The 23,841-nt window shown below is 72.0% G+C and carries 24 protein-coding genes; 16 read left to right on the top strand and 8 right to left on the bottom strand.

All coding sequences use genetic code 11. The features are described 5' to 3' along the window. The coding region (locus ACFHYO_RS11020; protein WP_394320427.1) for a hypothetical protein at nucleotides 1–201 on the bottom strand (201 nt) is incomplete at its 3' end. A gap of 322 nt (nucleotides 202–523) precedes the next feature. Between ACFHYO_RS11020 and ACFHYO_RS11015 the strand changes: the two genes are divergently transcribed. The 9 genes from ACFHYO_RS11015 to ACFHYO_RS10975 all read left to right on the top strand — a co-directional run bounded on the left by ACFHYO_RS11015 (nucleotide 524) and on the right by ACFHYO_RS10975 (nucleotide 10,669). Further along, complete coding sequence (locus ACFHYO_RS11015) at nucleotides 524–2,788, top strand: 4Fe-4S binding protein (protein ID WP_394320425.1); 2,265 nt, start codon at nucleotides 524–526, stop codon at nucleotides 2,786–2,788. Next, complete coding sequence (locus ACFHYO_RS11010; RefSeq protein WP_394320423.1) at nucleotides 2,785–3,984, top strand: NnrS family protein; 1,200 nt, start codon at nucleotides 2,785–2,787, stop codon at nucleotides 3,982–3,984. The genes ACFHYO_RS11015 and ACFHYO_RS11010 overlap by 4 nt, the downstream gene beginning before the upstream one ends. Beyond that, nucleotides 3,981–4,874: an FAD:protein FMN transferase gene (locus ACFHYO_RS11005; RefSeq protein ID WP_394320421.1), complete on the top strand. Its 894-nt coding sequence runs from the start codon at nucleotides 3,981–3,983 to the stop codon at nucleotides 4,872–4,874. Before ACFHYO_RS11010 ends, ACFHYO_RS11005 begins: the two co-directional genes overlap by 4 nt. 216 nt (nucleotides 4,875–5,090) lie before the next feature. Further along, nucleotides 5,091–5,543, top strand: coding sequence for a c-type cytochrome (locus tag ACFHYO_RS11000; protein ID WP_394320419.1), 453 nt, complete (start codon nucleotides 5,091–5,093; stop codon nucleotides 5,541–5,543). 13 nt (nucleotides 5,544–5,556) lie between these two features. After that, nucleotides 5,557–6,951 (top strand): cbb3-type cytochrome c oxidase subunit I, encoded by a 1,395-nt coding sequence (locus tag ACFHYO_RS10995; protein ID WP_036703620.1) that lies wholly within the window; start codon nucleotides 5,557–5,559, stop codon nucleotides 6,949–6,951. Beyond that, on the top strand, nucleotides 6,951–7,775 hold the full coding sequence (locus tag ACFHYO_RS10990) for a CbbQ/NirQ/NorQ/GpvN family protein (RefSeq protein ID WP_394320417.1): 825 nt from the start codon (nucleotides 6,951–6,953) through the stop codon (nucleotides 7,773–7,775). Before ACFHYO_RS10995 ends, ACFHYO_RS10990 begins: the two co-directional genes overlap by 1 nt. A 112-nt stretch (nucleotides 7,776–7,887) precedes the next feature. Then, on the top strand, nucleotides 7,888–9,840 hold the full coding sequence (locus ACFHYO_RS10985; protein ID WP_394320415.1) for a nitric oxide reductase activation protein NorD: 1,953 nt from the start codon (nucleotides 7,888–7,890) through the stop codon (nucleotides 9,838–9,840). Beyond that, on the top strand, nucleotides 9,837–10,409 hold the full coding sequence (locus ACFHYO_RS10980) for a cytochrome c oxidase subunit 3 (protein WP_394320413.1): 573 nt from the start codon (nucleotides 9,837–9,839) through the stop codon (nucleotides 10,407–10,409). The genes ACFHYO_RS10985 and ACFHYO_RS10980 overlap by 4 nt, the downstream gene beginning before the upstream one ends. Beyond that, nucleotides 10,406–10,669, top strand: coding sequence for a cytochrome C oxidase subunit IV family protein (locus ACFHYO_RS10975; RefSeq protein WP_394320411.1), 264 nt, complete (start codon nucleotides 10,406–10,408; stop codon nucleotides 10,667–10,669). The genes ACFHYO_RS10980 and ACFHYO_RS10975 overlap by 4 nt, the downstream gene beginning before the upstream one ends. On the opposite strand, the gene trhO is transcribed toward ACFHYO_RS10975, so the two are convergent. Both trhO and ACFHYO_RS10965 read right to left on the bottom strand, forming a co-directional pair. Next, the gene (gene trhO, locus ACFHYO_RS10970; RefSeq protein WP_394320409.1) at nucleotides 10,651–11,553 is read right to left on the bottom strand and encodes an oxygen-dependent tRNA uridine(34) hydroxylase TrhO; all 903 of its coding nucleotides are present in this window, start codon (nucleotides 11,551–11,553) and stop codon (nucleotides 10,651–10,653) included. The two genes, ACFHYO_RS10975 and trhO, sit on opposite strands and share 19 nt — an antisense overlap. Before the next feature lie 41 nt (nucleotides 11,554–11,594). Further along, a complete protein-coding gene (locus tag ACFHYO_RS10965) occupies nucleotides 11,595–13,253 on the bottom strand; it encodes an SLC13 family permease (protein ID WP_394320407.1) in 1,659 nt (552 codons plus the stop codon). 188 nt (nucleotides 13,254–13,441) lie between these two features. Here ACFHYO_RS10965 and pncA point away from each other — a divergent pair, with 188 nt between their 5' ends. Both pncA and pncB read left to right on the top strand, forming a co-directional pair. Beyond that, the gene (gene pncA, locus ACFHYO_RS10960) at nucleotides 13,442–14,038 is read left to right on the top strand and encodes a bifunctional nicotinamidase/pyrazinamidase (protein WP_043133895.1); all 597 of its coding nucleotides are present in this window, start codon (nucleotides 13,442–13,444) and stop codon (nucleotides 14,036–14,038) included. Next, nucleotides 14,035–15,357: a nicotinate phosphoribosyltransferase gene (gene pncB / locus ACFHYO_RS10955; protein ID WP_081973130.1), complete on the top strand. Its 1,323-nt coding sequence runs from the start codon at nucleotides 14,035–14,037 to the stop codon at nucleotides 15,355–15,357. Before pncA ends, pncB begins: the two co-directional genes overlap by 4 nt. Before the next feature lie 4 nt (nucleotides 15,358–15,361). Here the strand turns inward: pncB and ACFHYO_RS10950 are convergent, their stop codons facing one another. Both ACFHYO_RS10950 and ACFHYO_RS10945 read right to left on the bottom strand, forming a co-directional pair. Next, nucleotides 15,362–15,769 carry a GNAT family N-acetyltransferase gene (locus ACFHYO_RS10950; protein ID WP_394320405.1) on the bottom strand — a complete coding sequence of 136 codons (408 nt, stop codon included), beginning with the start codon at nucleotides 15,767–15,769 and terminating at the stop codon, nucleotides 15,362–15,364. A gap of 97 nt (nucleotides 15,770–15,866) precedes the next feature. Then, nucleotides 15,867–16,331 (bottom strand): Lrp/AsnC family transcriptional regulator, encoded by a 465-nt coding sequence (locus tag ACFHYO_RS10945; protein WP_036703609.1) that lies wholly within the window; start codon nucleotides 16,329–16,331, stop codon nucleotides 15,867–15,869. 135 nt (nucleotides 16,332–16,466) lie between these two features. On the opposite strand from ACFHYO_RS10945, the gene ald reads away from it, so the two are divergent. Then, nucleotides 16,467–17,585: an alanine dehydrogenase gene (gene ald / locus ACFHYO_RS10940; RefSeq protein ID WP_394320403.1), complete on the top strand. Its 1,119-nt coding sequence runs from the start codon at nucleotides 16,467–16,469 to the stop codon at nucleotides 17,583–17,585. 63 nt (nucleotides 17,586–17,648) lie between these two features. Here the strand turns inward: ald and mscL are convergent, their stop codons facing one another. Then, nucleotides 17,649–18,125, bottom strand: a complete 477-nt coding sequence (gene mscL, locus ACFHYO_RS10935) for a large conductance mechanosensitive channel protein MscL (RefSeq protein ID WP_052171927.1) — start codon at nucleotides 18,123–18,125, stop codon at nucleotides 17,649–17,651. Nucleotides 18,126–18,228: 103 nt separating this feature from the next. Between mscL and ACFHYO_RS10930 the strand changes: the two genes are divergently transcribed. The 3 genes from ACFHYO_RS10930 (at nucleotide 18,229) to ACFHYO_RS10920 (ending at nucleotide 20,685) form a co-directional block, all read left to right on the top strand. Beyond that, complete coding sequence (locus ACFHYO_RS10930) at nucleotides 18,229–18,942, top strand: glutathione S-transferase N-terminal domain-containing protein (protein WP_394320401.1); 714 nt, start codon at nucleotides 18,229–18,231, stop codon at nucleotides 18,940–18,942. A gap of 114 nt (nucleotides 18,943–19,056) precedes the next feature. Continuing rightward, nucleotides 19,057–19,443 (top strand): ribbon-helix-helix domain-containing protein, encoded by a 387-nt coding sequence (locus ACFHYO_RS10925; protein WP_036703604.1) that lies wholly within the window; start codon nucleotides 19,057–19,059, stop codon nucleotides 19,441–19,443. Nucleotides 19,444–19,467: 24 nt separating this feature from the next. Next, nucleotides 19,468–20,685, top strand: coding sequence for an extracellular catalytic domain type 1 short-chain-length polyhydroxyalkanoate depolymerase (locus ACFHYO_RS10920; protein WP_394320400.1), 1,218 nt, complete (start codon nucleotides 19,468–19,470; stop codon nucleotides 20,683–20,685). 31 nt (nucleotides 20,686–20,716) lie between these two features. Here ACFHYO_RS10920 and ACFHYO_RS10915 read toward each other — a convergent pair whose 3' ends face one another. Both ACFHYO_RS10915 and ACFHYO_RS10910 read right to left on the bottom strand, forming a co-directional pair. Then, nucleotides 20,717–21,466, bottom strand: coding sequence for an SDR family oxidoreductase (locus ACFHYO_RS10915; RefSeq protein ID WP_394320398.1), 750 nt, complete (start codon nucleotides 21,464–21,466; stop codon nucleotides 20,717–20,719). Between the two features lie 13 nt (nucleotides 21,467–21,479). Next, on the bottom strand, nucleotides 21,480–22,928 hold the full coding sequence (locus tag ACFHYO_RS10910) for an aldehyde dehydrogenase family protein (RefSeq protein WP_394320397.1): 1,449 nt from the start codon (nucleotides 22,926–22,928) through the stop codon (nucleotides 21,480–21,482). Nucleotides 22,929–23,127: 199 nt separating this feature from the next. Between ACFHYO_RS10910 and ACFHYO_RS10905 the strand changes: the two genes are divergently transcribed. Continuing rightward, a complete protein-coding gene (locus tag ACFHYO_RS10905; protein WP_394320395.1) occupies nucleotides 23,128–23,823 on the top strand; it encodes a Crp/Fnr family transcriptional regulator in 696 nt (231 codons plus the stop codon). Nucleotides 23,824–23,841 lie beyond the last annotated feature (18 nt).

Below are 23,841 nucleotides of genomic sequence, written 5' to 3'. Positions count from 1 at the left end.
GGCGGCGGGCGCGGCGGCGTCGGCAGCAGCCGGTGCTGCGGCGTCGTTCGCGGCCGGGGCGGCGGCGGTCGTCTCGGCGGTGGCCGGGGCAGCAGGCGCGGGCGCGGCCGTCTGGGCCGACGCGATCCCCGCGCTGAACAGCAGGGCCAATGCCGCAGACGCCAGAAGCGACGTCCTGGCGGTATGCGCTGGGGTCTTCATCAGAATCTCCGTGTTTGCTGGTGAGTCTGCGGGACGTTAACAATCCCGTGTGTCGCGTCTTTGACTTCGGTTAAGGCCAGCCTGCCATCGACCGCCGACATAGTCGATTGCAGATCGCCCGCCGATTTGCCGGTCGGTCCGACCGCCGCCCTGCCGTCCCCGCGGCCCGTCCTGCCGCCTTCGCTGGAACATCATGCCCGCTTGCCCCAGACCTGCCGCCCGCCGCTGCCGCCTCAGCCCGCGGACGCCGCGGGCCGCCCGGCCCCGCGCGTGGGTCCGGGGGGTGCTTGGCGTCCTGACCCTGTGGGCACTGGGGCTAACGATGCTGGGCGCCGCCCCGCTCGCCGCCGCCCCGGCGCTGGCGCAGGGCGCGGCGCAGGTGGCGGCGCAGGCCGGCGCGCACACCGGGGTGCACGGCGGCGGAGAGGCCGCCGACCCCGACCTCGCCCCCGCCGTTCCCGACCCGACGCTTGCCGCCGCGCTGTTCGGCCTGCCGCAGGGCACCCTGCCCACCCTCACCCGCATCGACGCGCCGGTGCCCGGCTGGCGGGCCGAGGCGCAGGGCGCGGCGCTCGGCCTCATCGGCTCGACGTGGGAGCTGGTCGGCTCGACCGGCTACTCGAGCCGCCCGCTGGACGTGCTGGTGGCGGTGACGCCCGAGGGCCGCGTCGCCGGCGCCCAGCTCATGCGCCACGCCGAGCCGGTGCTGACGCTCGGCATCTCGGACGCCGACATCGCCGCCTATGTGGACGGGTTCGCGGGCTACGATACCGCGCACCCCCCCGCGGACGGCGCGGGCCTGCCGCCGGTGATCTCGCGCGCGACGATCTCGACCGGGGTGATCCGCGACGGCATCCTGCGCTCGGCCCGCATCCTCGCGGGCGCGCAGGGGCTCGGTGCGGGCGGCATCGACCGGGTAGCCTATGCCCCCGCCGACTGGCCCGCGCTCGAGGCGATGGGCGCGCTCGCCCACGTCCGCGTCTCGATGGCCGAGGCTGCCGCCGCGCTGCCCACCGCCGCGCCGCCGATCACCCCCTCGGACGCGCCGTGGTTCGAGATGTGGACCGGCCTGGCCGACACCCCCACCGTGGGGCGCAACCTCATCGGGCAGGCGGCGCTGACCGAGGCGGCGGGCGCGCTCGGCCCCGGGCAGGCGCTGCTGGTCGTGTTGTCGCGGGGGCTGCAATCCCACCGCGGCACCGGCTGGCAGCGCGAGGGGCGCTTTGCCCGGATCGAGATCGCGCAGGGCGACGTGCGCCTGACCCCGGCGGCGGCCGACTACACCCAGCTCGCCGGCCTGCCCATCGCCGGCGCGCCGGAACTGAAAGAGCGCAGCGTCTTCCGCATCAACGCCGACCCGGCGGCGGGCGGGATCGACGTGACGCAGCCGTTCCGCGTCACCGTCCTGACCCCCCGCGCGGGCGCGGGCGGCGAGAGTCTGACCCTGCCGGTCAGCGCCGAGGTCACGCTGCCCGCCGCGTTCCGCCTTCCCGCGCCCGCGCCCGAGCCACCGCTCTGGCAGCAGTTCTGGTGGCAGAAGCGCCATCAGGTCGCCGTCGTCGGCGCGATGCTCGGGGTGCTCGGGCTGATCCTCTTCGCGCAGGAGTGGATCGTGCGCCGGCCGCGGCTCTGGCTCAGGCTCAGGACCGGCTACCTGCTGCTCACCCTCTTGGTGCTGGGCTGGTGGCTCGGGGCGCAGCTTTCGGTGGTGCAGGTGATCGCCTTCCTGCACGCGCTGCTCTCGGGCTTCCGGTGGGAGAATTTCCTGATCGCGCCCTTGATCTTCGTCCTGTGGGGCGCGGTGGCGCTGGGGATGCTCTTCTGGGGCCGTGGGGTGTTCTGCGGCTGGCTGTGCCCCTTCGGCGCCTTGCAGGAGCTGCTCAATCAGGCCGCCCAGCGGATCGGCATCCGCCAGATCGCCGTCCCGCAGGCGCTGCACGAGCGGCTGTGGGTGATCAAGTACACGCTGTTCGTGGCCCTCGTCGCGCTGTCCTTCTACTCGATGGAGCGGGCGCTGGTCATGGCCGAGGTCGAGCCGTTCAAGACGGCGATCTCGATGCGCTTCCTGCGGGCGTGGCCGTTCGTCCTCTACGCCGTGGCGCTGCTAACCGCGGGGTTGTTCATCGAGCGCTTCTACTGCCGCTACGTCTGCCCCCTGGGCGCGGGGCTCGCGCTGCCGGCCAAGCTCAAGGTCTTCGACTGGCTCAAGCGCCGCCCGCAATGCGGGCGCGAGTGCCGGCTGTGCGAGACGAAATGCACCGTCGGCGCGATCGACCCGCTGGGCCGGATCAACGCCAACGAATGCGTGCTGTGCCTGCGCTGTCAGGTGATCATGAACGACGAGACGACCTGCCCGGTCCTCAAGCGCCGCAGCCGCGGCGGCGCGCCGGAGGGCGCCGGCGGCGGCGGCTTCAAGGCCCCGCCGATCCCGCCCGCGCCGCCCCCCGTGCGGCCCACGCAGGTGCCCTCGGGCGCCCATGACGGCGCTGCCGCGCCGGTGTCCCGGGCCGAGGGGCATTCGGACCAGAAACACGCCGCGGGCGGCGCCCAGCCCCCCGCCTTCCGCAACCAGAGGGTCACGCCATGACCGATGCTGCCACCCCGCGCCCGTCCCGCGGCCCGATCATCTTCCGCGACGGCTGGCGGGTGTTCTTCCTCGCCGCCGGGCTCTACGGGGTCGCCGCGATGGCGCTGTGGCTCGCCTGGCTCGGCGGCTGGGCCGAGGCGCCCTTCTCGCCCCCGCCCAACGCCTGGCACGCGCATGAGATGATCTTCGGCTACGCAACCGCGGCGCTGGGCGGGTTCTTCCTGACCGCGGTGCCGAACTGGACCGGCGCGAAGGCCGCGCCCGAGCGGTTCGTGGCGCTGGTCGCCGGGCTGTGGCTCGCCGGGCGCGTCGCGGTCTGGTTCTCGGGCGCGCTGCCGGCCGGGCTGGTGGCGGTGGTCGATCTCAGCTTCGTGCCGGTGCTGGCGGCGAAGCTGCTGACCCAGCTCGTCAAGCGCCCGAAGCCGCAGAACATGATGTTCCTCGTCCTGCTGACGCTGGTGTGGGTGGCGAACCTGATGGTGCATCTCGAGTGGCTGGGGCTGGCCGGGACGGCCGCGCAGGGGCTGCGCGGGGGGCTCGCCGCGATCTGCGCAATGATCGCGGTGCTGGGCGGGCGGGTCACGCCGTCCTTCACCCGCAACGCGCTGCTCAGGGTCGATCCGGGGGCGGTGGTGCCGGTGTCGCGCAAGCCGCTGGACGTGGCGGGGATCGCGCTGGCCATCGCCACGGCGGTGCTGGTACTGGCCGGGGCGCCCGAGGGGCTGACCGGCGCGGTGGCGCTGGGCGCGGGGCTTGCGGCGGCGGCGCGGCTCGCGGGGTGGCGGACGGCCGCCACGCTGGGCGATCCGATCGTCTGGGCGCTGCACGCGGGCTATGGGCTGCTGGCCCTGGGGCTGGTGGCCTGGGGGCTGGCGCTGCTCGGGGTCGGGTCCGAGGTCGGGGCGCTGCATCTGTTGGGCATCGGTGCAGTGGGCGGGATGACGCTGGCGGTGATGAGCCGGGCGAGCCTCGGCCATTCCGGCCGGCCGCTGGTCGCGCCCGCGGCGGTGGCGGCGGGCTATGGGCTGCTGCCGCTGGCCGCAGCCCTGCGCTGGGCGGCGGCGACGTGGCCGGCGCTCTGGTGGCACGCGACGCTCTGCGCCGGGCTGATCTGGATCCTGGCCTACACCCTCTATCTCGCCGCGCTGTGGCCGGTCTTCACCCGGCCCCGCCCCGCGCGTGAGGCCGCGGCATGACCCGGCCCACCCGCCGCCGCGTCCTCGCCCTCGCCGCCGCAGCCTGTGGTCTGGCGGCGCTCGGCCGCCCCGCCGCCGCCGCGCCCCTGCACCGGTGGGAGGGCGTGGCACTCGGCGCCGACGTGGCGCTGACCGTGCGCGGCGGGACCGCGCCCGCCGCCCGCGCCTTCTTCGCCGAGGCCGCCCGCGCGCTGCGCGCCGTCGAGGCGCGGGCCTCGCTCTATCGCGGTTCGGACCTCGTGCGGCTGAACGCGCTCGGGCGGCTCGCCCATCCCGCCGCCGATCTGGTGGAGATGCTGCGGCTGGCCGGTGCGGTCCACGCCGCCACCGGCGGGGCGTTCGATCCGACGGTGCAGCCGCTCTGGCAGGCCCGCCGGCTGGGCACCCCCGAGGGTCCCGCCGCAGCCCTCGCCGGCTGGGACGACGTGCGTCTGGCCGAGATCGAGATCCGCCTCGCCCGCCCCGGCATGGCGCTGACGCTGAACGGCCTCGCGCAGGGATTCGCCGCCGACCGGCTGGCCGAGGTCGCCGCCCGCCACGGCCTGACCGACGTGCTGATCGACACCGGCGAGGCCCGCGCGCTCGGCCCGACCGGCTGGCCGGCCGAGGTGCAGCTTGACGGCGCGCCGGTGCGGCGGCTGGCGCTGCGGGACCGGGCGCTGGCGACCTCGGCGCCCTATGGCACGCGGATCGGGCCGGCGGGGGACGGGGCGCATATCCTCGCCGCCGACGGGCGCGCGGTGCGCTGGCGGCTGGTCTCGGTCAGCGCCGACCGCGCGGCGCTGGCCGATGCGCTCTCGACCGCCGCGGTGCTGATGGACGAGGAGGCGCAGGCGCGCGCGCTGGCGGCGTTTCCGGGCGCCCGGATCGAGGCGCGGCTGGCGCTCTAGCGGCGGCGCGCTGGGCTTTGTCCGCGCATTACCCTCGCAGGCTGGGCGCCGCCGGATGGGCGGCGCTGTGACCCGCGCGCCACGGCATCTCGGCGCGCGCGGGGCGAGCCGGCAAAAAACCTAGCGCGACGCTCAGCCTTTGACTTTCCTCAAGGTGGCCGCACACGCGGAGTTTATCGCTGAACTCATCGAAAACCGCTCGAAGGGACCGCCGCCATGAGCGACGTCATGACCAAGAGCATGGCCCGGAACGTCTTTTACGGCGGGTCACTGTTCTTCATCGCGATCTTCGGCGCCATGTCGGTGCACAGCCATCTCTATGCCGTCAATGTCTCGACGGACAAGGCAGGGCTGACCGAAAGCGTGGCTGCCGGCAAGCACATCTGGGAAAAGAACGCCTGCATCAACTGCCACACGCTGCTGGGCGAGGGGGCCTATTTCGCCCCCGAGCTGGGCAACGTGATGAAGCGCTGGGGCGTGCAGGACGACCCCGACGCCGCCGCCGAGGCGCTCAAGACCTGGATGGAGGCGATGCCCACCGGCATCGAGGGGCGCCGGCAGATGCCCAACTTCCCGCTCACCGACGCCGAGTTCCGCGAGCTGAGCGACTTCCTGCTGTGGACCGGCAGGATCAACACCCAGAACTGGCCGCCGAACGACGCCGGCTGAGGGGGACAAAGCGATGAAATACCACACCCAACGCATCGCCTACGGCTACTTCGTCGTGGCCATGGCGCTGTTCGCGGTTCAGGTGTCGATGGGCCTTCTGATGGGCTACATCTACGTCAACCCGAACTTCCTGTCCGAGCTTCTGCCGTTCAACATCGTGCGGATGCTGCACTCGAACAGCCTGATCGTCTGGCTGCTGCTCGGGTTCTTCGGCTCGGCCTACTACCTGATCCCCGAAGAGGCCGAGCGCGACATCCACTCGCCCACGCTCGCCTGGCTGCAACTGGCGATCCTCGTGCTGGGCACCGCGGGCGTCGTCGTGACCTATGTCTTCGACCTCTTCCACGGCAACTGGCTGCTGGGCAAGGAGGGGCGCGAGTTCCTCGAGCAGCCGAAATGGGTCAAGGCGGGCATCGTCGTGGCCGCGCTGATCTTCCTCTACAACGTCACCATGACGGTGCTGAAGGGCCGCAAGACCGCGATCTCGAACGTGCTGCTGCTGGGCCTCTGGGGGCTGGCGCTGCTGTTCCTGTTCGCCTTCTACAACCCCTCGAACCTGGTGCTGGACAAGCAGTACTGGTGGTACGTGATCCACCTGTGGGTCGAGGGCGTGTGGGAGCTGATCATGGCTTCGATCCTCGCCTTCCTGATGCTCAAGCTGACCGGCGTCGACCGCGAGGTGGTGGAAAAGTGGCTCTACGTCATCGTCGCCACCGCGCTCTTCTCGGGGATCCTCGGGACCGGGCACCACTACTACTGGATCGGGCTGCCGGCCTACTGGCAGTGGGTCGGGTCGATCTTCTCGAGCTTCGAGATCGTGCCGTTCTTCGCCATGATGTCCTTCGCCTTCGTGATGGTCTGGAAGGGCCGCCGCGACCACCCGAACAAGGCGGCGCTCCTGTGGTCGCTCGGCTGCTCGGTGCTGGCGTTCTTCGGCGCGGGCGTCTGGGGGTTCCTGCACACGCTGCACGGGGTGAACTACTACACCCACGGCACCCAGATCACCGCGGCGCACGGGCACCTCGCCTTCTACGGGGCCTATGTCTGCCTGGTGCTGGCGATCGTGACCTACGCCATGCCGATCATGCGCAACCGCGACCCCTACAACCAGGTGCTGAACATGGCCTCGTTCTGGCTGATGTCGGGGGGGATGCTGTTCATGACCTTCACCCTGACCTTCGCCGGCACCCTGCAGACCCACCTGCAGCGCGTGAACGGAGAGTTCTACATGGACGTGCAGGACCAGCTGGCGCTGTTCTACTGGATGCGCTTCGGCTCGGGTCTGGCGGTCGTGGTCGGGGCGCTGCTGTTCATCTGGTCGGTGCTGGCCGTGCGCCGCGAGGTGGTGACCCCCGGCCCGGTGCAGCGGCAGCGTGACGAGATCGCCCACCGGACCCCCGCGGAGTGATGAAGATGAACGCCCACACCCCGCTGGACCACCGCACGACGGAGGGGGCGCAAGCCCCCTTCTACCTGCCCCAGAAGGACGAGGTGGCCGTGTTCGAGGCCGCCGCCGCCCACGACCTGCCGGTGCTGCTGAAAGGCCCGACCGGCTGCGGCAAGACCCGCTTCGTGTCGCACATGGCCGCCCGGCTGGGCCGCCCGCTCTATACCGTGGCCTGCCACGACGACCTGTCGGCGGCCGACCTGATCGGGCGCTACCTGCTGAAAGGCGGCGAGACGGTGTGGGTGGACGGCCCCCTGACCCGCGCCGTGCGCGAGGGCGCGATCTGCTACCTCGACGAGGTGGTCGAGGCCCGCAAGGACGTGACCGTGGTCCTGCACCCGCTGACCGATGATCGCCGCATCCTGCCCATCGACCGTACGGGAGAGGAGCTTGAGGCCGCCCCCGGCTTCATGCTCGTCGCGTCCTACAACCCCGGTTACCAGAACATCCTCAAGACGCTGAAACCCTCGACCCGGCAGCGTTTCGTGGCGATGGAGTTCGACTTTCCCGCCCCCGCGCTCGAAACCGAGATCGTGGTCGCGGAAAGCGGGCTCGACGCGCGCCGCGCGGCCGGGCTGGTGCGGCTGGCGGGCAAGCTCAGGGCGCTCAAGGGGCAGGACCTGGAAGAGGGGGTCTCGACCCGCCTCGTCGTCTATGCCGCGACGCTGATCGCGGGGGGCATGGACCTCAACCGCGCCGTGTCGGCGGCGATGATCGAGCCGCTGACCGACGACGCCGACGTGAAACGCGGGCTGGCCGATCTGGTCGTCGCGGTCTTCGGCTGAACCGCCGGACCGGGGCTCTGCCCCGGCCGCTGCCGCGGCCTTCTTCACTGAAAACAGTCCACCGGACTGTTTTCCGGGCGTTCAGAAGCCCGGGATATTTGGGCAGGACACAATGACTGCACCCCTGAACTGGCGCGAGATCGAGCCGTGGGAGCCGGAGGAGACCGTCGGCAAGCTGTGGCACGGCTGGGCCTCGGGCTTCGACGCGGTGCCCGCGCACGAGGCCGCGCGGGTCGCCCTGACCGAGGTGGCGGGGCGCCTCGCGGTGCTGTTCCGGGGCCTCGGCGGGGATCACTCGGTCGAGTTCCGCCCCAGCGCCGACCGGGTCAGCCGGCACCGGCTCAGCTGGCGGCGGCGGCTGGGGACCGAGGCCGAGGCGCTGCCGCAGGCGAGCCTTCAGGCCGGCATCCTGCGCCTGCCGTCGAGCCTCGCGCTGCTGCCGACGGTTGAGGCGAACGGCGCGCTCTACCTCTGGATGGCGGCGTTCGCGGCCCATGCGGGGGCGCCCGCGACCCATGACGACCCGCTGCGCCGCGACCTCGCCGCGCTCGCCGCCGCGCGGGCGACCGTGGCGCGGGTGGCCGAGGCTGCGCCGGGGCTGATGCCGCTCTATGACGAGCTGCGGGCGCTGATCCGCGCCGCCCGCCCGCAGACCGCGCTGCCCCCGGACGAGGCCGCCGTCGAGGCGGTGATCCGCCGCCTGCTCGGCGACCCCGCGCCGCTTGCCCCCCGCGCGGCCGCGCTGATGGCCGCGCTCGACGCGGGCGATTTTGCGGGCCTGACCGCCCCCCGCGGCTACCAGCCGATGCGCCCCGTGCCCCTCTGGGTCACGGTCGAGGCGGGCGCCGCCTCGGCGGCGGACCGGGTCGAGACCCGCGAGGCCGACGGTGCGGCCGAAGACCCCGGCGAGGCCGCCGACAAGACCGTCCGCGCCCGCCGCCGTCAGGCCGACGCCGCCGAGCGCAAGGACAGCCTGATCCTGCACAAGTTCGAGGCGATCCTCGCCTGGGCCGAGTTCCTCAACCTCAACCGCCGGGTCGAGGATGACGACGACGACAGCGCCCGCAAGGCGCTGGACGATCAGGACGAGCTGGGGCTCGGCCAGATCAGCAAGGCCCCGGCCACGCGGCTGAAACTGCATCTCGACCTCGCCCCCGAGGACGTGGACCGCGAGGCGCTGTCGGGCGTCTTCACGTATCCCGAATGGGACGCGCGGTCGGGCCGCTACCTGCCCGCCCACGCCCGCGTGCTGGACAGCGAGCCCGACCCCGCCCCCGGCGCCGCCCCCTTCGACGAGGCCGCCCGCCGCCGCATCCGCGCCGTCCGCCGCCAGTTCGAGGCGATGCGCCCGGGTCGCGTCGTCACCACCGGCCACCGCGACGGGGACGAGCTGGACCTTGACGCCACGGTGCGCTCGCGCGTCGGCATCGCCGTCTCGGGCGAGGGCTCGGACCGGATCTGGCGCCAGTCGCGGCCGGTGAACCGCGACCTCGCGGTGTCGATCCTGCTCGACATCTCGCGCTCGACCGAAAGCGCGGTGACGGGCCGCGCGGTGATCGACATCGAGCGCGAGGCGCTGGCCGCGCTCGCCTGGGGGCTCGACGCCTGCGGCGATCAGGTGGCGGTGCAGGCCTTCTGCTCGCTCAAGCGCGACCGTGTCTATGTGACCACCGCCAAGCGCTTCGACGAGCCGATGAGCGCTGCGGTCGAGGCGCGCATCGCCGCGCTGACCCCGCGCTTCTACACCCGCCTCGGCGCCGGCATCCGCCACGCCGCGGCCGGGCTTGCGGCGCAGGGGCGGCGCCGGCGGCTGCTCTTGGTCATCACCGACGGCAAGCCCAACGACCTTGACCACTACGAGGGCCGGCACGGGATCGAGGACAGCGCCATGGCCGTGCGCGAGGCCCGCCGCGCCGGGCACGCGGTCTTCGGCATCACCGTGGACCGCGACGGCAAGTCGTGGTTCCCGCGCATCTTCGGGCAGGGCGGCCACGCGCTCGTCCCGCACCCCGACCGCCTGCCCGAGGCGCTGCCGCAGATCTATCGCCAACTGGTCGGGGCATGACGGACGCGGGCCAGAGCGAGGGCATGGGCGACCCCGCCCGCCCCCGGCTGCCGGGCGAGCTGGTGATGTGGGTGCTGATCGCCAGCGAGCTCGCGGTGTTCGGGGCGGCGCTGCTGATCTTCCTCGTGCTGCGGCTGGGCGACGTCGAGGGCTTCGCCGCCGCGCAGGGGCAGTTGCACCGGCTCTCGGCGGGGCTGAACACGGTGGTGCTGGTCACCTCGGGCTACGGCGCCGCCTGCGCGGTGGGGGCGGCGCGGCGCGGCGACCGGGCGGCGGTGCGGCGCTGGCTGGGCGGGGCCGCGCTGCTCGGCGCGGTGTTCCTGCTGCTGAAGGGCGTGGAATATGCTGACGCCGCCCGGCAGGGGCTCGGGCTCGAGACCCACGTCTTCTTCACCTTCTACTGGCTGCTCACCCTGTTTCACGCCGCCCACGTGGTCGCGGGGATGGTGATCCTCGGGCTGGTGGCGATCCGCGCCGGCGCCGAGGCGGTCGAGGCCGGGGCGCAGTTCTGGCACATGGTCGATCTCGTCTGGGTGCTGCTGTTTCCCGTGATCTACCTGCTCAGATGATGCATTTCGGTCCCCTCGCCCGCGCCTGGGTGGCGCTGATCGCCCTGACCGCGCTCTCCACCGCGGTGGCGCTGGCGCCCGCGCCGTCGCTGCGGCTGGGGCTCGGCGTGGCGATCCTGATCCTCGCGCTGGTGAAGGCGCGGGTGATCCTCGGGCGCTACCTCGACCTTGACGACTACCCGGGCGCCCGGCGGGTGTTTACCGGCCTTCTGGTCGCCTGGGGGGTGGCGGCGCTGGGGCTCTACCTCGCCGCCGGCTGATCCGCGAAAAGCTCGCCCCGCGCCACCTGCCGCTGCCGCTCGCGGAAGCGGGCGCGGTCGGCGTCGCTGTATTCGCCGGCGCAGAGGTGGCAGCAGACCCCCTCCTCATACTCCGGCCGGTCGCGGTCGGCGGGGTCGAGCGGCCGGCGGCAGGCGTGGCAGAGGATATGCCCGCCGGGGGCGAGGCCATGCGTCAGGCTGACCCGCTGGTCGAAGACGAAGCAGGCGCCGTCCCAGAGGCTGTCGCCCTCGGCCACCTCTTCGAGGTATTTCAGCACCCCGCCCTGCAGGTGGAAGACCTCGGGGACGCCCTCGCCGATCAGGAAGCTGGTGGATTTCTCGCAGCGGATGCCGCCGGTGCAGAACATCGCCACGCGCTTGCCGGCAAAGCGGTCGGCGTTGGCCCGCCACCAGGCGGGAAACTCGCGGAACGAGCGGGTGCCGGGGTCGATGGCGCCGCGGAAGCTGCCGATGGCGATTTCATAGGCGTTGCGGGTGTCGATCACTACCACCTCGGGGTCGGCGATCAGCGCGTTCCAGTCGGCGGGCGGGACGTGGCGGCCGACATGGGCGGTGGGGTCCACCTGCGGCTCGCCCATGGTGACGATCTCGCGCTTGACCCGCACCTTCATCCGCCCGAAGGGCATCGCCGCGGCGGCGCTTTCCTTCCACGCCAGCCCCGCGCAGCCCGGCCAGCCGCGCAGATGCGCGAGCACCGCGTCCACCCCCGCGCGGGGACCGGCGATGGTCCCGTTCACCCCCTCGGGGGCGAGGATGATCGTGCCCCGCACCCCATGGGCCTCGCACAGCGCTAGCAGCGGCGCCCGAAGCGCGGCGGGATCGGGCAGGGGGGCGAAGTGATAGAGCGCGGCGACGGTGAGCATGAGGCTCCCCCTCGCCGCCGCGCCGGCTGGCGTCAAGTCCCTCAGCCGCTGACCGGCGCCGTCACCGGCACCGCCGGCACCGCCTCGGGACCGAAGGTGATCCCCAGCGCCAGCCCGCCGAGCAGGTAGATGAACCCGGTGATCAGCGCGATCCCCAGCAGGTTCAGCACGAACCCGCCCCGCGCCATCTGCCCGATGGTGACGTAGCCCGTCCCGAACACGATGGCGTTCGGCGGCGTCCCCACCGGCAGCATGAAGGCGCAGGTCGCGGCGAACGCCGCCGGGATCAAGAGCGACATCGGGTCCGCCCCGATCCCCATCGCCACACCCCCGAGAACCGGGATGAAGGTCGCGGCCGTCGCGGTGTTCGACGTCACCTCGGTCAGGAACAGGATCAGCGTCACCACCGCCGCGATCAGCAGCAGCACCGGCAGCGTCCCGAGCCCCGAGACCTGCGCCCCGAACCACTGGTCGAGCCCCGAGGCCGCCACCGCCGAGGCGAGCGACAGCCCGCCCCCGAACAGCAGCAGCACGCCCCACGGCAGCCCGTCCTCGGCGTCCTTCCACTCAAGCACCATGCGCCCGCGGCCCTCGCCGGGCAGCAGGAACAGCGCGATCCCCGCGGCAATGGCGATGGCGGTGTCGTCGAGTGAGCCCAGCGGCCCGAGGTCCAGCCCCACGAGGCTCTTCAACAGCCCCGGCACAACCCACAGGAAGGCCGCCGACCCGAAGACGATCATCACCATCCGCTCGCCCTGGCCGACCGGCCCGAGGCCGGCGATCTGCTCGTCGATCATCTGCCGCCCGCCGGGGATCTCGGCGAGGTTGAAGGGATAGAGCACCCGCGTCATCAGCACCCAGCCGATCAGGATGAAGGTCAGCGCCAGCGGCAGGCCGATCATCATCCACTGCAGGAACCCGATCTCGATCCCCAGCTCGTCGCGCGCATAGCCCGCCACGATGGCGTTGGGCGGGCTGCCCAGCAGCGTGCCGAGCCCGCCCATGCTGGCCGACCACGCGATGGCGAGGACGAGGCAGACGCCGAAGGCGCGGATGTCGGGGTTCTTCACCGCCTCGGTGATGGTGGCGCCGCTGGCCAGCGCCTCCTCGATGTCGGCGGCGCCCTGGCGGCGCGAGCTGCGCTCGACCACCAGCGTCAGCACCGACAGGCCGATGGGCAGCATCATCAGCGTGGTGGCGGTGTTCGACACCCACATCGACAGGAAGCCGGTCGCCAGCATCAGCCCCAGCACGATGCGCCGCGGCTGCACGCCCACGCGCGCCAGCGTCGCCAGCGCGATGCGCCGGTGCAGGTTCCATTTCTCCATCGCGATGGCGATCAGGAAGCCGCCGAGGAACAGGAACACGATGGAACTGGCATAGGGCGCCGCCGCCTGCCCCACGGTGCGGTCGGTGGCGATGGGGATCAGCACGATGGGCAGCAGCGCGGTGGCCGACAGCGGGATCGCCTCGGTCATCCACCAGACCGCCATCAGCGTCCCGATGGAGGCGACCCAGCGGGCGTCGGGGGTCAGGCCCTCGGACCCGCCGAGCAGGACATAGACCAGCGCCGCGGCGATCAGGCCGGCGGCGCGAAAGCCCCAGACGAGGCCCGGATTGGTCGGCACCTGGCCGGATTCGTGATACTGGCCCTGATGACGCGGCATCTCTCGGGGCGGCTGCTCCTGCGGTGGCTGCATGAAATCTCCTCCGTGGATGAATGGGACAGGCTTAGCGCGGATGCGCCCCGAGGTCACGCCGCCGTGCGTTGCGGGGCCTCGCGGGCGCCCAGCGACCCGCGGCACGCGGCTGTGGACAGGGGGTCGCGTTGACCTCGCCCGCCGCGCTCCGTATCTGCTGGTCGCAGGACCGTGAACGCGAGGCGCCGATGGCCAACGCCCTGATCGTCGTGGATATGCAGCTCGACTTCTGCCCCGGCGGGGCGCTGGCGGTCGCGCGGGGGGACGAGATCGTCGGCCCGATCAACGACCTGATGCCCGATTTCGACGCCGTGGTGCTGACCCAGGACTGGCACCCGCACGACCACACGAGCTTCGCCGCCAACCACCCGGGCGCGGCGCCGTTCTCGCAGGTGCAGATGCCCTATGGCCCGCAGGTGCTGTGGCCCGCGCATTGCGTGATCGGCACGCCCGGCGCCGGGTTCCACCCGGGGCTGGCGACCGACGTGGCCGACCTGGTGATCCGCAAGGGCTTCCGCCCCGGCATCGACAGCTACTCGGCGTTCTTCGAGAACGACCACGCGACCCCCACCGGGCTCGCCGGCTATCTGCGCGACCGCGGGATTGACGCGCTGACCTTCGTCGGCCTCGCCCATGACTTCTGCGTGGCGTGGTCGGCGATGGACGCCGCCCGGCTCGGCTTCGCGGCGACGGTGATCGAGGCCGCGACCCGCGCCATCGACCTCGACGGATCGCGCGCCGCGGCGCAGGCGGCGATGCGCGACGCGGGGGTGACCCTCGCATGATGATCCCGACCGTCGACATCGCCACCCGCGTCTATAACCACAAGTGGAAGATCGACCCCATCGTCCGGTCGCTGATCGACACCGACTTCTACAAGCTCCTGATGTGCCAGTCGGTGTTCCGCAACCGCCCCGACGTGGACGTCGAGTTCAGCCTGATCAACCGCACCAAATCCATCCGCCTCGCCGATCTGATCGACGAGGGCGAGCTGCGCGAACAGCTCGACCACGTGCGCAGCCTGCGGCTGACCCGCGGCGAATCCACCTGGATGCGCGGCAACACCTTCTACGGCAAGCGGCAGATGTTCCGCCCTGATTTCATGGAGTTCCTCGAGGCCCTGCAACTGCCCGAGTACGAGCTGACCCGCCGCGACGGCCAGTACGAGCTGACCTTCCACGGCCGCTGGCCCGAGGTCATGCTGTGGGAGATCCCGGCCCTCGCCATCATCATGGAGCTGCGCTCGCGCGCGGTCCTCAAGGACATGGGCCGGTTCGAGCTTCAGGTGCTCTACGCCCGCGCCATGGCCCGGCTGTGGGAAAAGATCGAGGCGCTGCGCACGCTCGGCCCCGGCCTGCGGATCGCCGATTTCGGTACGCGGCGGCGGCACAGCTTCCTGTGGCAGGACTGGTGCGTGCAGGCGATGATCGAGGGCCTGGGCATCGCCGACCAGGGCGGCGCCTTCACCGGCACCTCGAACTGCCTGATCGCCATGCGCCGCGACATCGAGGCCATCGGCACCAACGCCCACGAGCTGCCGATGGTCTACGCCGCGCTGGCCGAGACCGACGCAGAGCTGCGGCAGGCCCCCTACAAGGTGCTGGCCGACTGGCACGAAGAGCATGACGGCAACCTGCGGATCATGCTGCCCGATACCTACGGCACCCGCGGCTTCCTGGACCACGCGCCGGACTGGCTGGCCGGCTGGACCGGGCTCAGGGTCGATTCCGGCGACCCGGTGGCGACGGCGGAATACGCCATCGAGTGGTGGCGCCAGCGCGGCGAGGACCCCTCGCAGAAGCTGGTGATCTTCTCCGACGGGCTCGACGTGCCCGAGATCACCTCGCTCTACGAGCGCTTCCGCGGCCGGGTGAAGGTCAGCTTCGGCTGGGGCACGCTGCTGACCAACGACTTCCGCGGGCTGGTCCCCGGCGACGGGCTGGCGCCCTTCAGCCTCGTCTGCAAGGCGGTGTCCGCGAACGGCGAGCCGACCGTGAAACTGTCGGACAACCCCGCCAAGGCCACCGGCCCGGCGGAGCTCATCGAGCACTACAAGCGCGTCTTCGGCGTCGGCGCGCAGGAGGCGCAGGCCGTCCGGGTTTGAATTGCTATCGCAGGTCCAGACGCATATCGCAGCGATCCAGCCCCGGTCCGAAGCCGTCGCGTTCGACCCGCGTGGTGACGAAGCCGAACCGCGCGTAGAATCCGGCTGTGTGCTGGCTCGTCGCGAGTGTCACGTCCGACAGCCCCGGCGTCGCCCGCGCCAGGTCGAGGCGTGCCGCGGTCAGACGCCAACCCAGGCCGCGGCCATGCCAGTCCGCTTCGACCATTCCCCATGTCAGCGCCGCCCGCTTCGGCGTCGTGAACTCCAGCCCGCCACAAGCCACGATGCGATCGTTGTCCGTCATGACCAGATACCGCCCGTTCCCGCGGCAAAGGCCTGCAAGGAAGTCGGCGAACTCCGCCCGCTCATCAGCCGCGAAGTAGCGGGGGACATTGCTGTCGAAGATCCGCACGCACCCAGCGGCGTCGCCTGAAGCGTATGCACGCAGTCGCTGCACCGCTATCCCGCTCGATTTCTGGCGTGATCGCCGCCCCGGAGATGCACGGATTTCACAACGGCAGCGCCGTGGTCTGCTGGACGATCCGCAGCGCGAAGGACGACTGCATCTGCGCCACCCCCGGCAGGCGCGCGAGGTGCTGGCGGTGGATGCGGGCGAAGTCGTCGGTGTCCTCGGCCAGCACCTTGAGCAGGTAGTCCGCCGAGCCCGCCATCAGGTGGCACTCGAGCACGTCGGGGATGGTGCGGACCGCGCGCTCGAACGCCTCGAGCGTCGCATCCCCTTGACCGGAAAGGGTAATCTCGACGAAGACCGTGGTGGTGCGGCCGAGGCTACGAGGGTCGAGGAGCGCCACGTAACCGGCGATGAAGCCGCTTTCCTCGAGCCGCTGGACGCGCCGGTGGCAGGCGCTGGCCGAGAGGTTCACCCGCTGCGCGAGGTCGGCGTTGGAGATCCGGCCTTCCTTCTGCAGCACCGCAAGGATGCGCCGATCGGTTGCGTCGAGAGCCTCGGCCATGAAAGAAACCTTCCTGTAGAAAGCGATCCGCGCAAGATTGCGTCACGCTACCCCGTCCGCCGGCCGCAGAAAAGACGGTATCTTGCGCGGGAAGGGTGTCAGCATCGCCTCCAGACGACTCGCACGGAGGACGCGATGAAGATCGGATGCCCCACCGAGGTCAAGCCGCAGGAATACCGCGTCGGCCTGACCCCTGACGCCGCGCGCGAGCTGGTCGCGCACGGTCACGCCGTGCTGGTGCAGGAGGGCGCGGGCACCGGCGCGGGCTTCACCGACGAGGCCTATCGCGCCGCCGGCGCCGAGATCGCCCCCGACGCCGCAGCGGTGTTTGCGGGCGCCGACATGATCGTGAAGGTGAAGGAACCGCAGTCGGCCGAGCGGGCGATGCTGCGCGCGGGGCAGGTGCTGTTCACCTATCTGCACCTCGCGCCGGACCCTGACCAGACCCGCGACCTGCTCGGCTCGGGCGTGACCGCGATCGCCTATGAGACGGTGACCGACCGCCACGGCGGGCTGCCGCTGCTGGCGCCGATGTCCGAGGTCGCCGGGCGGCTCGCCCCGCAGGTCGGCGCCTCGACGCTGCAAAAGGCGAACGGCGGGCGCGGCGTGCTGCTGGGCGGGGTGCCCGGCGTGCGGCCGGCGCGCGTGGTCATCATCGGCGGCGGCGTGGTGGGCACGGCGGCGGCGCGGGTGGCGGTGGGGATGGGGGCGAACGTCACCGTCCTCGACCGCTCGGTGCCGCGGCTCAGCTATCTCGACGACATCTTCATGGGCAAGCTGACCACCCAGTATTCCAGCGAGGCCGCCATCGCCGACCTGCTGACCACCGCCGACATGGTAATCGGCGCGGTGCTGATCCCGGGGGCCGCGGCGCCCAAGCTGGTGCGGCGCGACCAACTGGCCACCATGCTGCCCGGCGCGGCGCTGGTGGACGTGGCCATCGACCAGGGCGGCTGCTTCGAGACCTCGCGCCCGACCACCCACCAGGACCCGATCTACGAGGTGGACGGGATCATGCACTACTGCGTGGCCAATATGCCCGGCGCGGTGGCGCGCACCGCGACGCAGGCGCTGGGCAATGCCACGCTGCCGTTCGTCGTGGCGCTGGCCGACAAGGGCTGGCGGCAGGCGGCCACCGATGACGCGCATCTGCGGGCGGGGCTCGCGACCCACGAGGGGCGGCTTGCCTCGCCGCCGGTGGGCGACGCGCTGGGGCTCGACGCAGTGACGCCCGAGGCGCTGCTGGGCCTCTGAACCCCCGAAACGAAAACGGCCCCCGTGCGGGGGCCGTGTCGGGTCAGGCGAGGTGGGATGCGCTCAGTACTGGCGGGGGGCGCCGAGCGTCGGGTCGACCGCCACCCCGCCGCGCTGGGCGGCCAGCAGGTCGCGGATCTCGGCCAGCAGCGCCTCTTGCGAGGGGCCGGCGGCGGACGCCTGCGCCTCTTCCTTGCGCATCGCGGTTTCCTTGATCTTGTTCACGCCCTTGACGAGCAGGAACACGACGAAGGCGATGATCAGGAAGTTGATGACCGCGGTGATGAACGAGCCATAGGCCCAGACCGTCGCCCCGGCCTCTTTCGCGGCCTCGAGCGAGGCGCCCTCGGGGGCGGTGCCGCGCAGCACGATGTAGTTGGCCGAGAAGTCGGTGTTGCCGGTGATGATGCTGAGCAGCGGGTTGATGATGTCGCCGACGAGCGAGGTCACGATGGCGGTGAAGGCCGCGCCGATGATGATGCCGACGGCCATGTCCATGACATTGCCTTTGGCGATGAAGTCGCGAAACTCTTTAAGCATGGGGGGCCATCCCTTGATGTTGGATGCCGGCTCGCCGCCAGCGCATGGCCCCGCCGCTAGCACAAACGGCCCTCAGCGGCAATTAAGACAAGAGGATTGACTGATGTTTGATGACCTCGGGGGATTTCCCGTCACACGGCGCTGGCCGCCGAAGCGTGCGGGCGTGATCCAGCTTTACACGCTGAACACTCCGAACGGCGTCAAGGCGTCGATCATGCTCGAGGAATGCGGGCTCGATTATGACGCGCACCGGATCGACATCGGCGAGGCCGCAAACCAGATGACGCCCGAGTTCCTGTCGCTCAACCCCAACAACAAGATCCCGGCGATGATCGACCCGGACGGGCCGGACGGCGCCCCGATGGGGCTGTGGGAGTCGGGCGCGATCCTGATCTGGCTGGCCGACAAGACCGGGCGGTTCCTGCCCGCGGCGGGGGCGGCACGCTATCAGACGCTGCAATGGCTGATGTTCCAGATGGGCGGCGTCGGGCCGATGTTCGGGCAGCTCGGGTTCTTCCACGCCTACAAGGGCCGCGAGATCGAGGACAAGCGCCCGCGCGACCGCTACGTGGCCGAAAGCCGTCGGCTGCTGGGCGTGCTCGACCGGCAGCTCGACGGGCGGGAGTGGATCACCGGCGAATACTCCATCGCCGACATCGCCATCGCGCCGTGGGTAAACACCCTCGCGCAGGGCTACAAGGCGGGCGAGCTGCTGGGGCTGGACGAGTTCGCCCGTGTGGGCGCGTGGGTCGAGCGGTTCCTCGCCCGCCCGGCGGTGCAGCGCGGGATGCTGGTCGGGGCCGCGCCGGCGGCGTGAGGCGCCCCATGTACGCAGGGGCTGATCTTTGTTGAGCCGCCGGCTCGGCCCTGGTCATGCTGCGGCGCAGCATCCATGTTCCATCCATACGGATGGTACTTGGATGGAATCGGCATGGAACGGGACAACGAGAAGATCACCCTGAACCTCGGCCACGTCGATCTGGGCCGCATCGACCTGCTGGTGCAGGAGGGGTTCTACGCCAACCGCAGCGACTTCATCCGCACCGCGATCCGCAACCAGCTGACCGCGCAGGACGACGCCGTGGCGCGGTCCATCGCCCGTCACAGCCTCGACCTGGGGCTGCGCGAGATCACCCGCGCCGAGCTCGAGGCTGCCGCGGCCTCCGGGCCGCTGCATATCCGCGTCGTGGGCCTTGCCCGCATCGCCGCCGACGTGTCGCCCGAGCTGGCGCGGGCGGCGATCGGCTCGATCACCGTGCTGGGGGCGTTGCAGGCCCCCGCCGCCGTCAAGGCCGCGCTGCGCGACCGCACCCGCTGAGATTTTCCCGAAAGGACCGCTCTCATGGACCAGAGTTTTGCCGATGCCATGCGCCGCGCGCTGGAACAGACCCGCAAGGGCGATCCGGCCGGGGCGACCCGGACCATCCAGGGTGTGCTGGGCCTGACCCCGGCGCCCGGCGGCGACGCGGCGCCCACGCCGGGGGGCGCGGTGATCGAGGGGACGGCGCGCCGGGTCTCGCCCGGGGCGGCGCCCGGGGCCGACCGGCGCGCACGGGGGGCGGCGCCGGATGCCTCCGGCGGGGATATTTCCGTCCAGCCCGAGGGGGGTGCTTCGCCCGGCGGGCCGCGGCCGTTCGGGTTGCGCGGGCGGCTGGGCGACGTGGTGGCGCGGCTGCGCGAGGGGGTGGGGCGGCTGCCGCTGCCGGGCGGGCTGCCCGGGGGCGCGATGGCCGACCCCGAGCACCCCGAAGGCGGGCGCTGGCAGCGGCTGCACTGGGCCTCGGCCGAGGGGGCGCGGGACTATCGGCTGTATCTGCCGGCGAACCCCGCCCCGCCTTCCGGGCTGGTCCTGCTGCTGCACGGCTGCACCCAGAACCCCGAGGATTTCGTCACCGGCACGCGGATGATCGCCGAGGCCGAGCGCGCCGGGCTGATCCTTCTCGTCCCCGAGCAGGGGCGCGGCGATAATCCGCAGCTCTGCTGGAACTGGTTCCGCCCGGGCGACCAGCAGGGGGGCGAGGCGGCGCTGCTGGCGGCGCTGGCGTCCCGCGTGGCGCGCGAGCACGGCGTGCCCGAGGGCCGGGTGTTCGCCGCGGGGCTCTCGGCCGGGGGCGCGATGGCGGCGATCCTGGGGGCGGCGCATCCCGAGGTCTTTGCGGCGGTCGGCGTCCACTCGGGCCTGCCCGCCGGGGCGGCGCAGGACATGGCCGGGGCGTTCGCCGCGATGAAGGGGGCGCGCGGGGCGGCCCGGCCGATCCGGGCGCGGACCATCGCCTTTCACGGCAGCGCCGACGCGACCGTGGCGCCGGCGAACGGCGAGGCGGTGCTCGCCGCTGCCCGCGCCGGGCTGCGCGGCGCGACCGAGACGGCCGCGCACGGGCTGACCGGGCGGCCCTGGCGGGTCACGCGGCTCGGCGATGCCGGGGGGCGGGTGCTGGCCGAGCACTGGGTCGTCGACGGCCTCGGCCACGCCTGGTCGGGCGGCGATCCGCGCGGCAGCTATGCCGACCCCAGGGGGCCGGACGCCAGCGCCGAGATGGTGCGGTTCTTCCTGTCCTGACGCCGGCGTGCGGCGGGCTGTCGGGCGGGCCTCAGATGGTCCGCCCGCCGTCCACCTCGAGCACGACGCCGGTGATGAAATCCGCCTCGTCGGACGCGAGATAGAGCGCCGCGTTGGCGATGTCGCGGGGCGTGGACATCCTCCCCAGCGGGATCGTGGCCACGAACTTCGCCCGGTTCTCGGGCGTGTCGGGCACCCCCATGAACTGTTCGAGCAGTGCGGTCGCGCCCATCACCGGGGCGATGCAGTTGACCCGGATGTTGTCGGGCGCAAGCTCGGCGGCGAGGCTGCGGCTCATCAGGTTCACCGCGCCCTTGGACGAGTTGTACCACGTCAGCCCCGGCCGCGGCCGGATGCCGGCGGTCGAGCCGATGTTGATCATCACGCCCCCGCCCGTCGCCCGCCAGTGCGGTACCATCGCCTTCACCATGTGGAAGATCGACAGCACGTTGATGTCGTAGATCTTGCGGAAGGTGGCCTCGTCCGTCTCCATCAGCGGACGGTTGGGGTTGGTCCAGCCGGCGTTGTTCACCACGATGTCGAGCCCGCCGAAGGCCGCCCGGGTGTCCTCGACCGCGCGGTTCACGTCCTCGGCCTTCGAGACGTCGCAGGTCAGCGCGATGGCGGCGCCGCCGATGGCACCCGCGACCTCGCGCGCGCCCTCGGCGTTCAGGTCCACGATGGCGACGCGGGCGCCCTCGCGCGCGAAGGTCTCGGCGATGCCGCGGCCGAAGCCGGATGCCGCGCCGGTCACCAGCGCTGTCTTGCCCTGCAGTCTCATGGCGTCTCCCCCTTCAGCCGTGATGGTTCACGATCGTCTTGATCGTGGAAAACTCGTAGAGCGCCTCGAACCCCTTTTCGCGGCCGTGGCCGGACTTGCGGATGCCGCCGAAGGGCAGTTCCACCCCGCCGCCGGCCCCGTAGCCGTTGATGAACACCTGCCCGCAGCGCATCGCGTTGGCGACGCGCGCCTGGCGGGCGCCGTCCCGGGTCCAGATCCCGGCGACGAGGCCGTAGTCGGTGCCGTTGGCGATGGCGATCGCCTCGGCCTCGGTGTCGAAGGGGATGGCGCAGAGCACCGGGCCGAAGATTTCCTCTTGCGCGAGGGGGCTATCGGGGTCGACCGGGCCGAAGAGGACGGGGGGGACGTAGAACCCCTCGGACGGCGCGTTGCCGGCGACCCGGCCGCGGGCGAGTTCCGGCGCGCCGGCCTCGGCGATGTAGCGTTCCACCCGCGCCTTCTGGCGGGCCGAGATCAGCGGGCCGAGGATCGCGTCGGGGGCGTCGGACGCCTCGACGCTGCGGAACCGCTCGGCGAGGCGGGCGGTGAGATCGTCCCAGATCGGGCGCTCGATCAGCACCCGCGAGCCGGCCGAGCAGGTCTGCCCGCCGTTCTGGATGATGGCGTTGGCGAGCACCGGCAGGGCGGCGTCCAGATCGGCGTCGGCAAAGACGATCTGCGGCGACTTGCCACCCAGTTCCAGCGTGCAGCCGATGAAGTTCCTGGCCGCGGCGATCTGGATCATCTGGCCCACCTCGGGCGAGCCGGTGAAGCTGAGGAAATCGACGCCGGGATGTTCGGAGAGCGCGCGGCCCGCCACCTCGCCGCGCCCGGTGACGACGTTGAGCGCGCCGGGGGGCAGGATGCCCTGCGCGATCTCGGTCAGCCGCAGGATCGAGAGGCAGGCATCCTCGGCCGGTTTCAGGACGCAGGCGTTGCCCATCGCCAGCGCCGCCCCGACCGAGCGGCCATAGATCTGCGCGGGGTAGTTCCAGGGCACGATATGGCCGGTGACGCCATGCGGGCCGCGGGTGACGGCGACCGAGGTGCCGGGCTGGAACGGGATCACCTCGCCGTGCACCTTGTCGGCGGCGCCGCCGTAATATTCGAAATACCGCGCCGTCAGCACCATGTCGGCGCGCGCCTGCGCCAGCGGCTTGCCGTTGTCGCGCGTCTCGATCGCGGCGAGCGCGTCGGCGTCGGCCAGGATCGCGGCGGCGTATCGCATGAGCAGCCGGCCCCGCTCGGCCGCGCTGAGGCGGCCCCATTCGCCGGTGTCGAGCGCCGCGCGGGCCGCGGCCACGGCGGCGTCGATGTCGGCCGCGTCCGAGTCCGCGATCTCGGCGAAGCCCTGCCCGTCGCGGGGTGAGACGACCGCCATGCGCGCCCCCGACCGCGCCGGAACCCATTCGCCCGCGATGAGGTTCAGCGGCCGGGGCAGGGTCGGGGTCGGGGCGGTCATGGCACGGGCCTCTCGGGGGAAACGGCGGGTCGCGGCCAGATTGGCCAAACCGGCGACCGGGCGCAAGGGCTGGTATACCACGCCCGACAACCGCCCGACCTGCCGCCGCCGCACCGCCCGCCCGGGCGGTTGCAACCCCGGCCGGGCTTGCGTAGCAGATGCACTGGCCCGCACGTCGCGCCTGCGTCAGGAGCATTGCATGACCCCCGCCGACCAGCAGACCGCCCGCCAGTCCCCCCTGCTCGCCCGGCTCGGTCCGCCGGTGCAGGACAAGCTTCTGGACGGCGCGGTGGTGCTGGCCGCCGAGACGGGGCAGACGCTGTTCCTGCAGGACGATCCGGCAGCGGCGGTGTTCATCCTGCTCGAGGGCTGGGTGAAGCTCTACCGCGTGGCGCCCTCGGGGGCCGAGGCGGTGGTGAGCGTGATGACCCGCGGCCGCAGCTTCGGCGAGGCGGTGGCGCTCAAGGGCGGCATCTACCCGGTCTCGGCCGAGGCGATCACCCCGGTGCGGCTCTTGCGGCTGGACGGGGTACGGCTGCGCCACCTGCTCGAGAGCGATGCGACGCTGGCGACCTCGATGCTGGCGGCGACCTATGTCCACCTGCAGCAGCTCGTCGAGCAGGTCGAGCACCTGAAGGCGCGCTCGGGCGTGCAGCGGGTGGCCGAGTTCCTGCTGGACCTCGCCGCGGGCGACGGGGCCTGCACCGTGGCGCTGCCCTACAACAAGACGCTGATCGCCGGGCGCCTGGGGATGAAGCCCGAAAGCCTGTCGCGCGCCTTTGCCCGGCTGCGCCAGCACGGCGTGCGGATCGAGGCCGCCGTCGCCCATATCGACGACATCGAGGCGCTGCGCGAGCTGGCGGCCGAGGACCCGGCGAAGCCGTGGCTGCGCTAGGTCCCTGGCCTTTGCTCG

Source organism: Paracoccus panacisoli (assembly GCF_042435015.1).
In the GTDB taxonomy this organism is placed as follows: domain Bacteria; phylum Pseudomonadota; class Alphaproteobacteria; order Rhodobacterales; family Rhodobacteraceae; genus Paracoccus; species Paracoccus panacisoli.
This window is presented reverse-complemented; position numbering and strand designations above follow the sequence as displayed.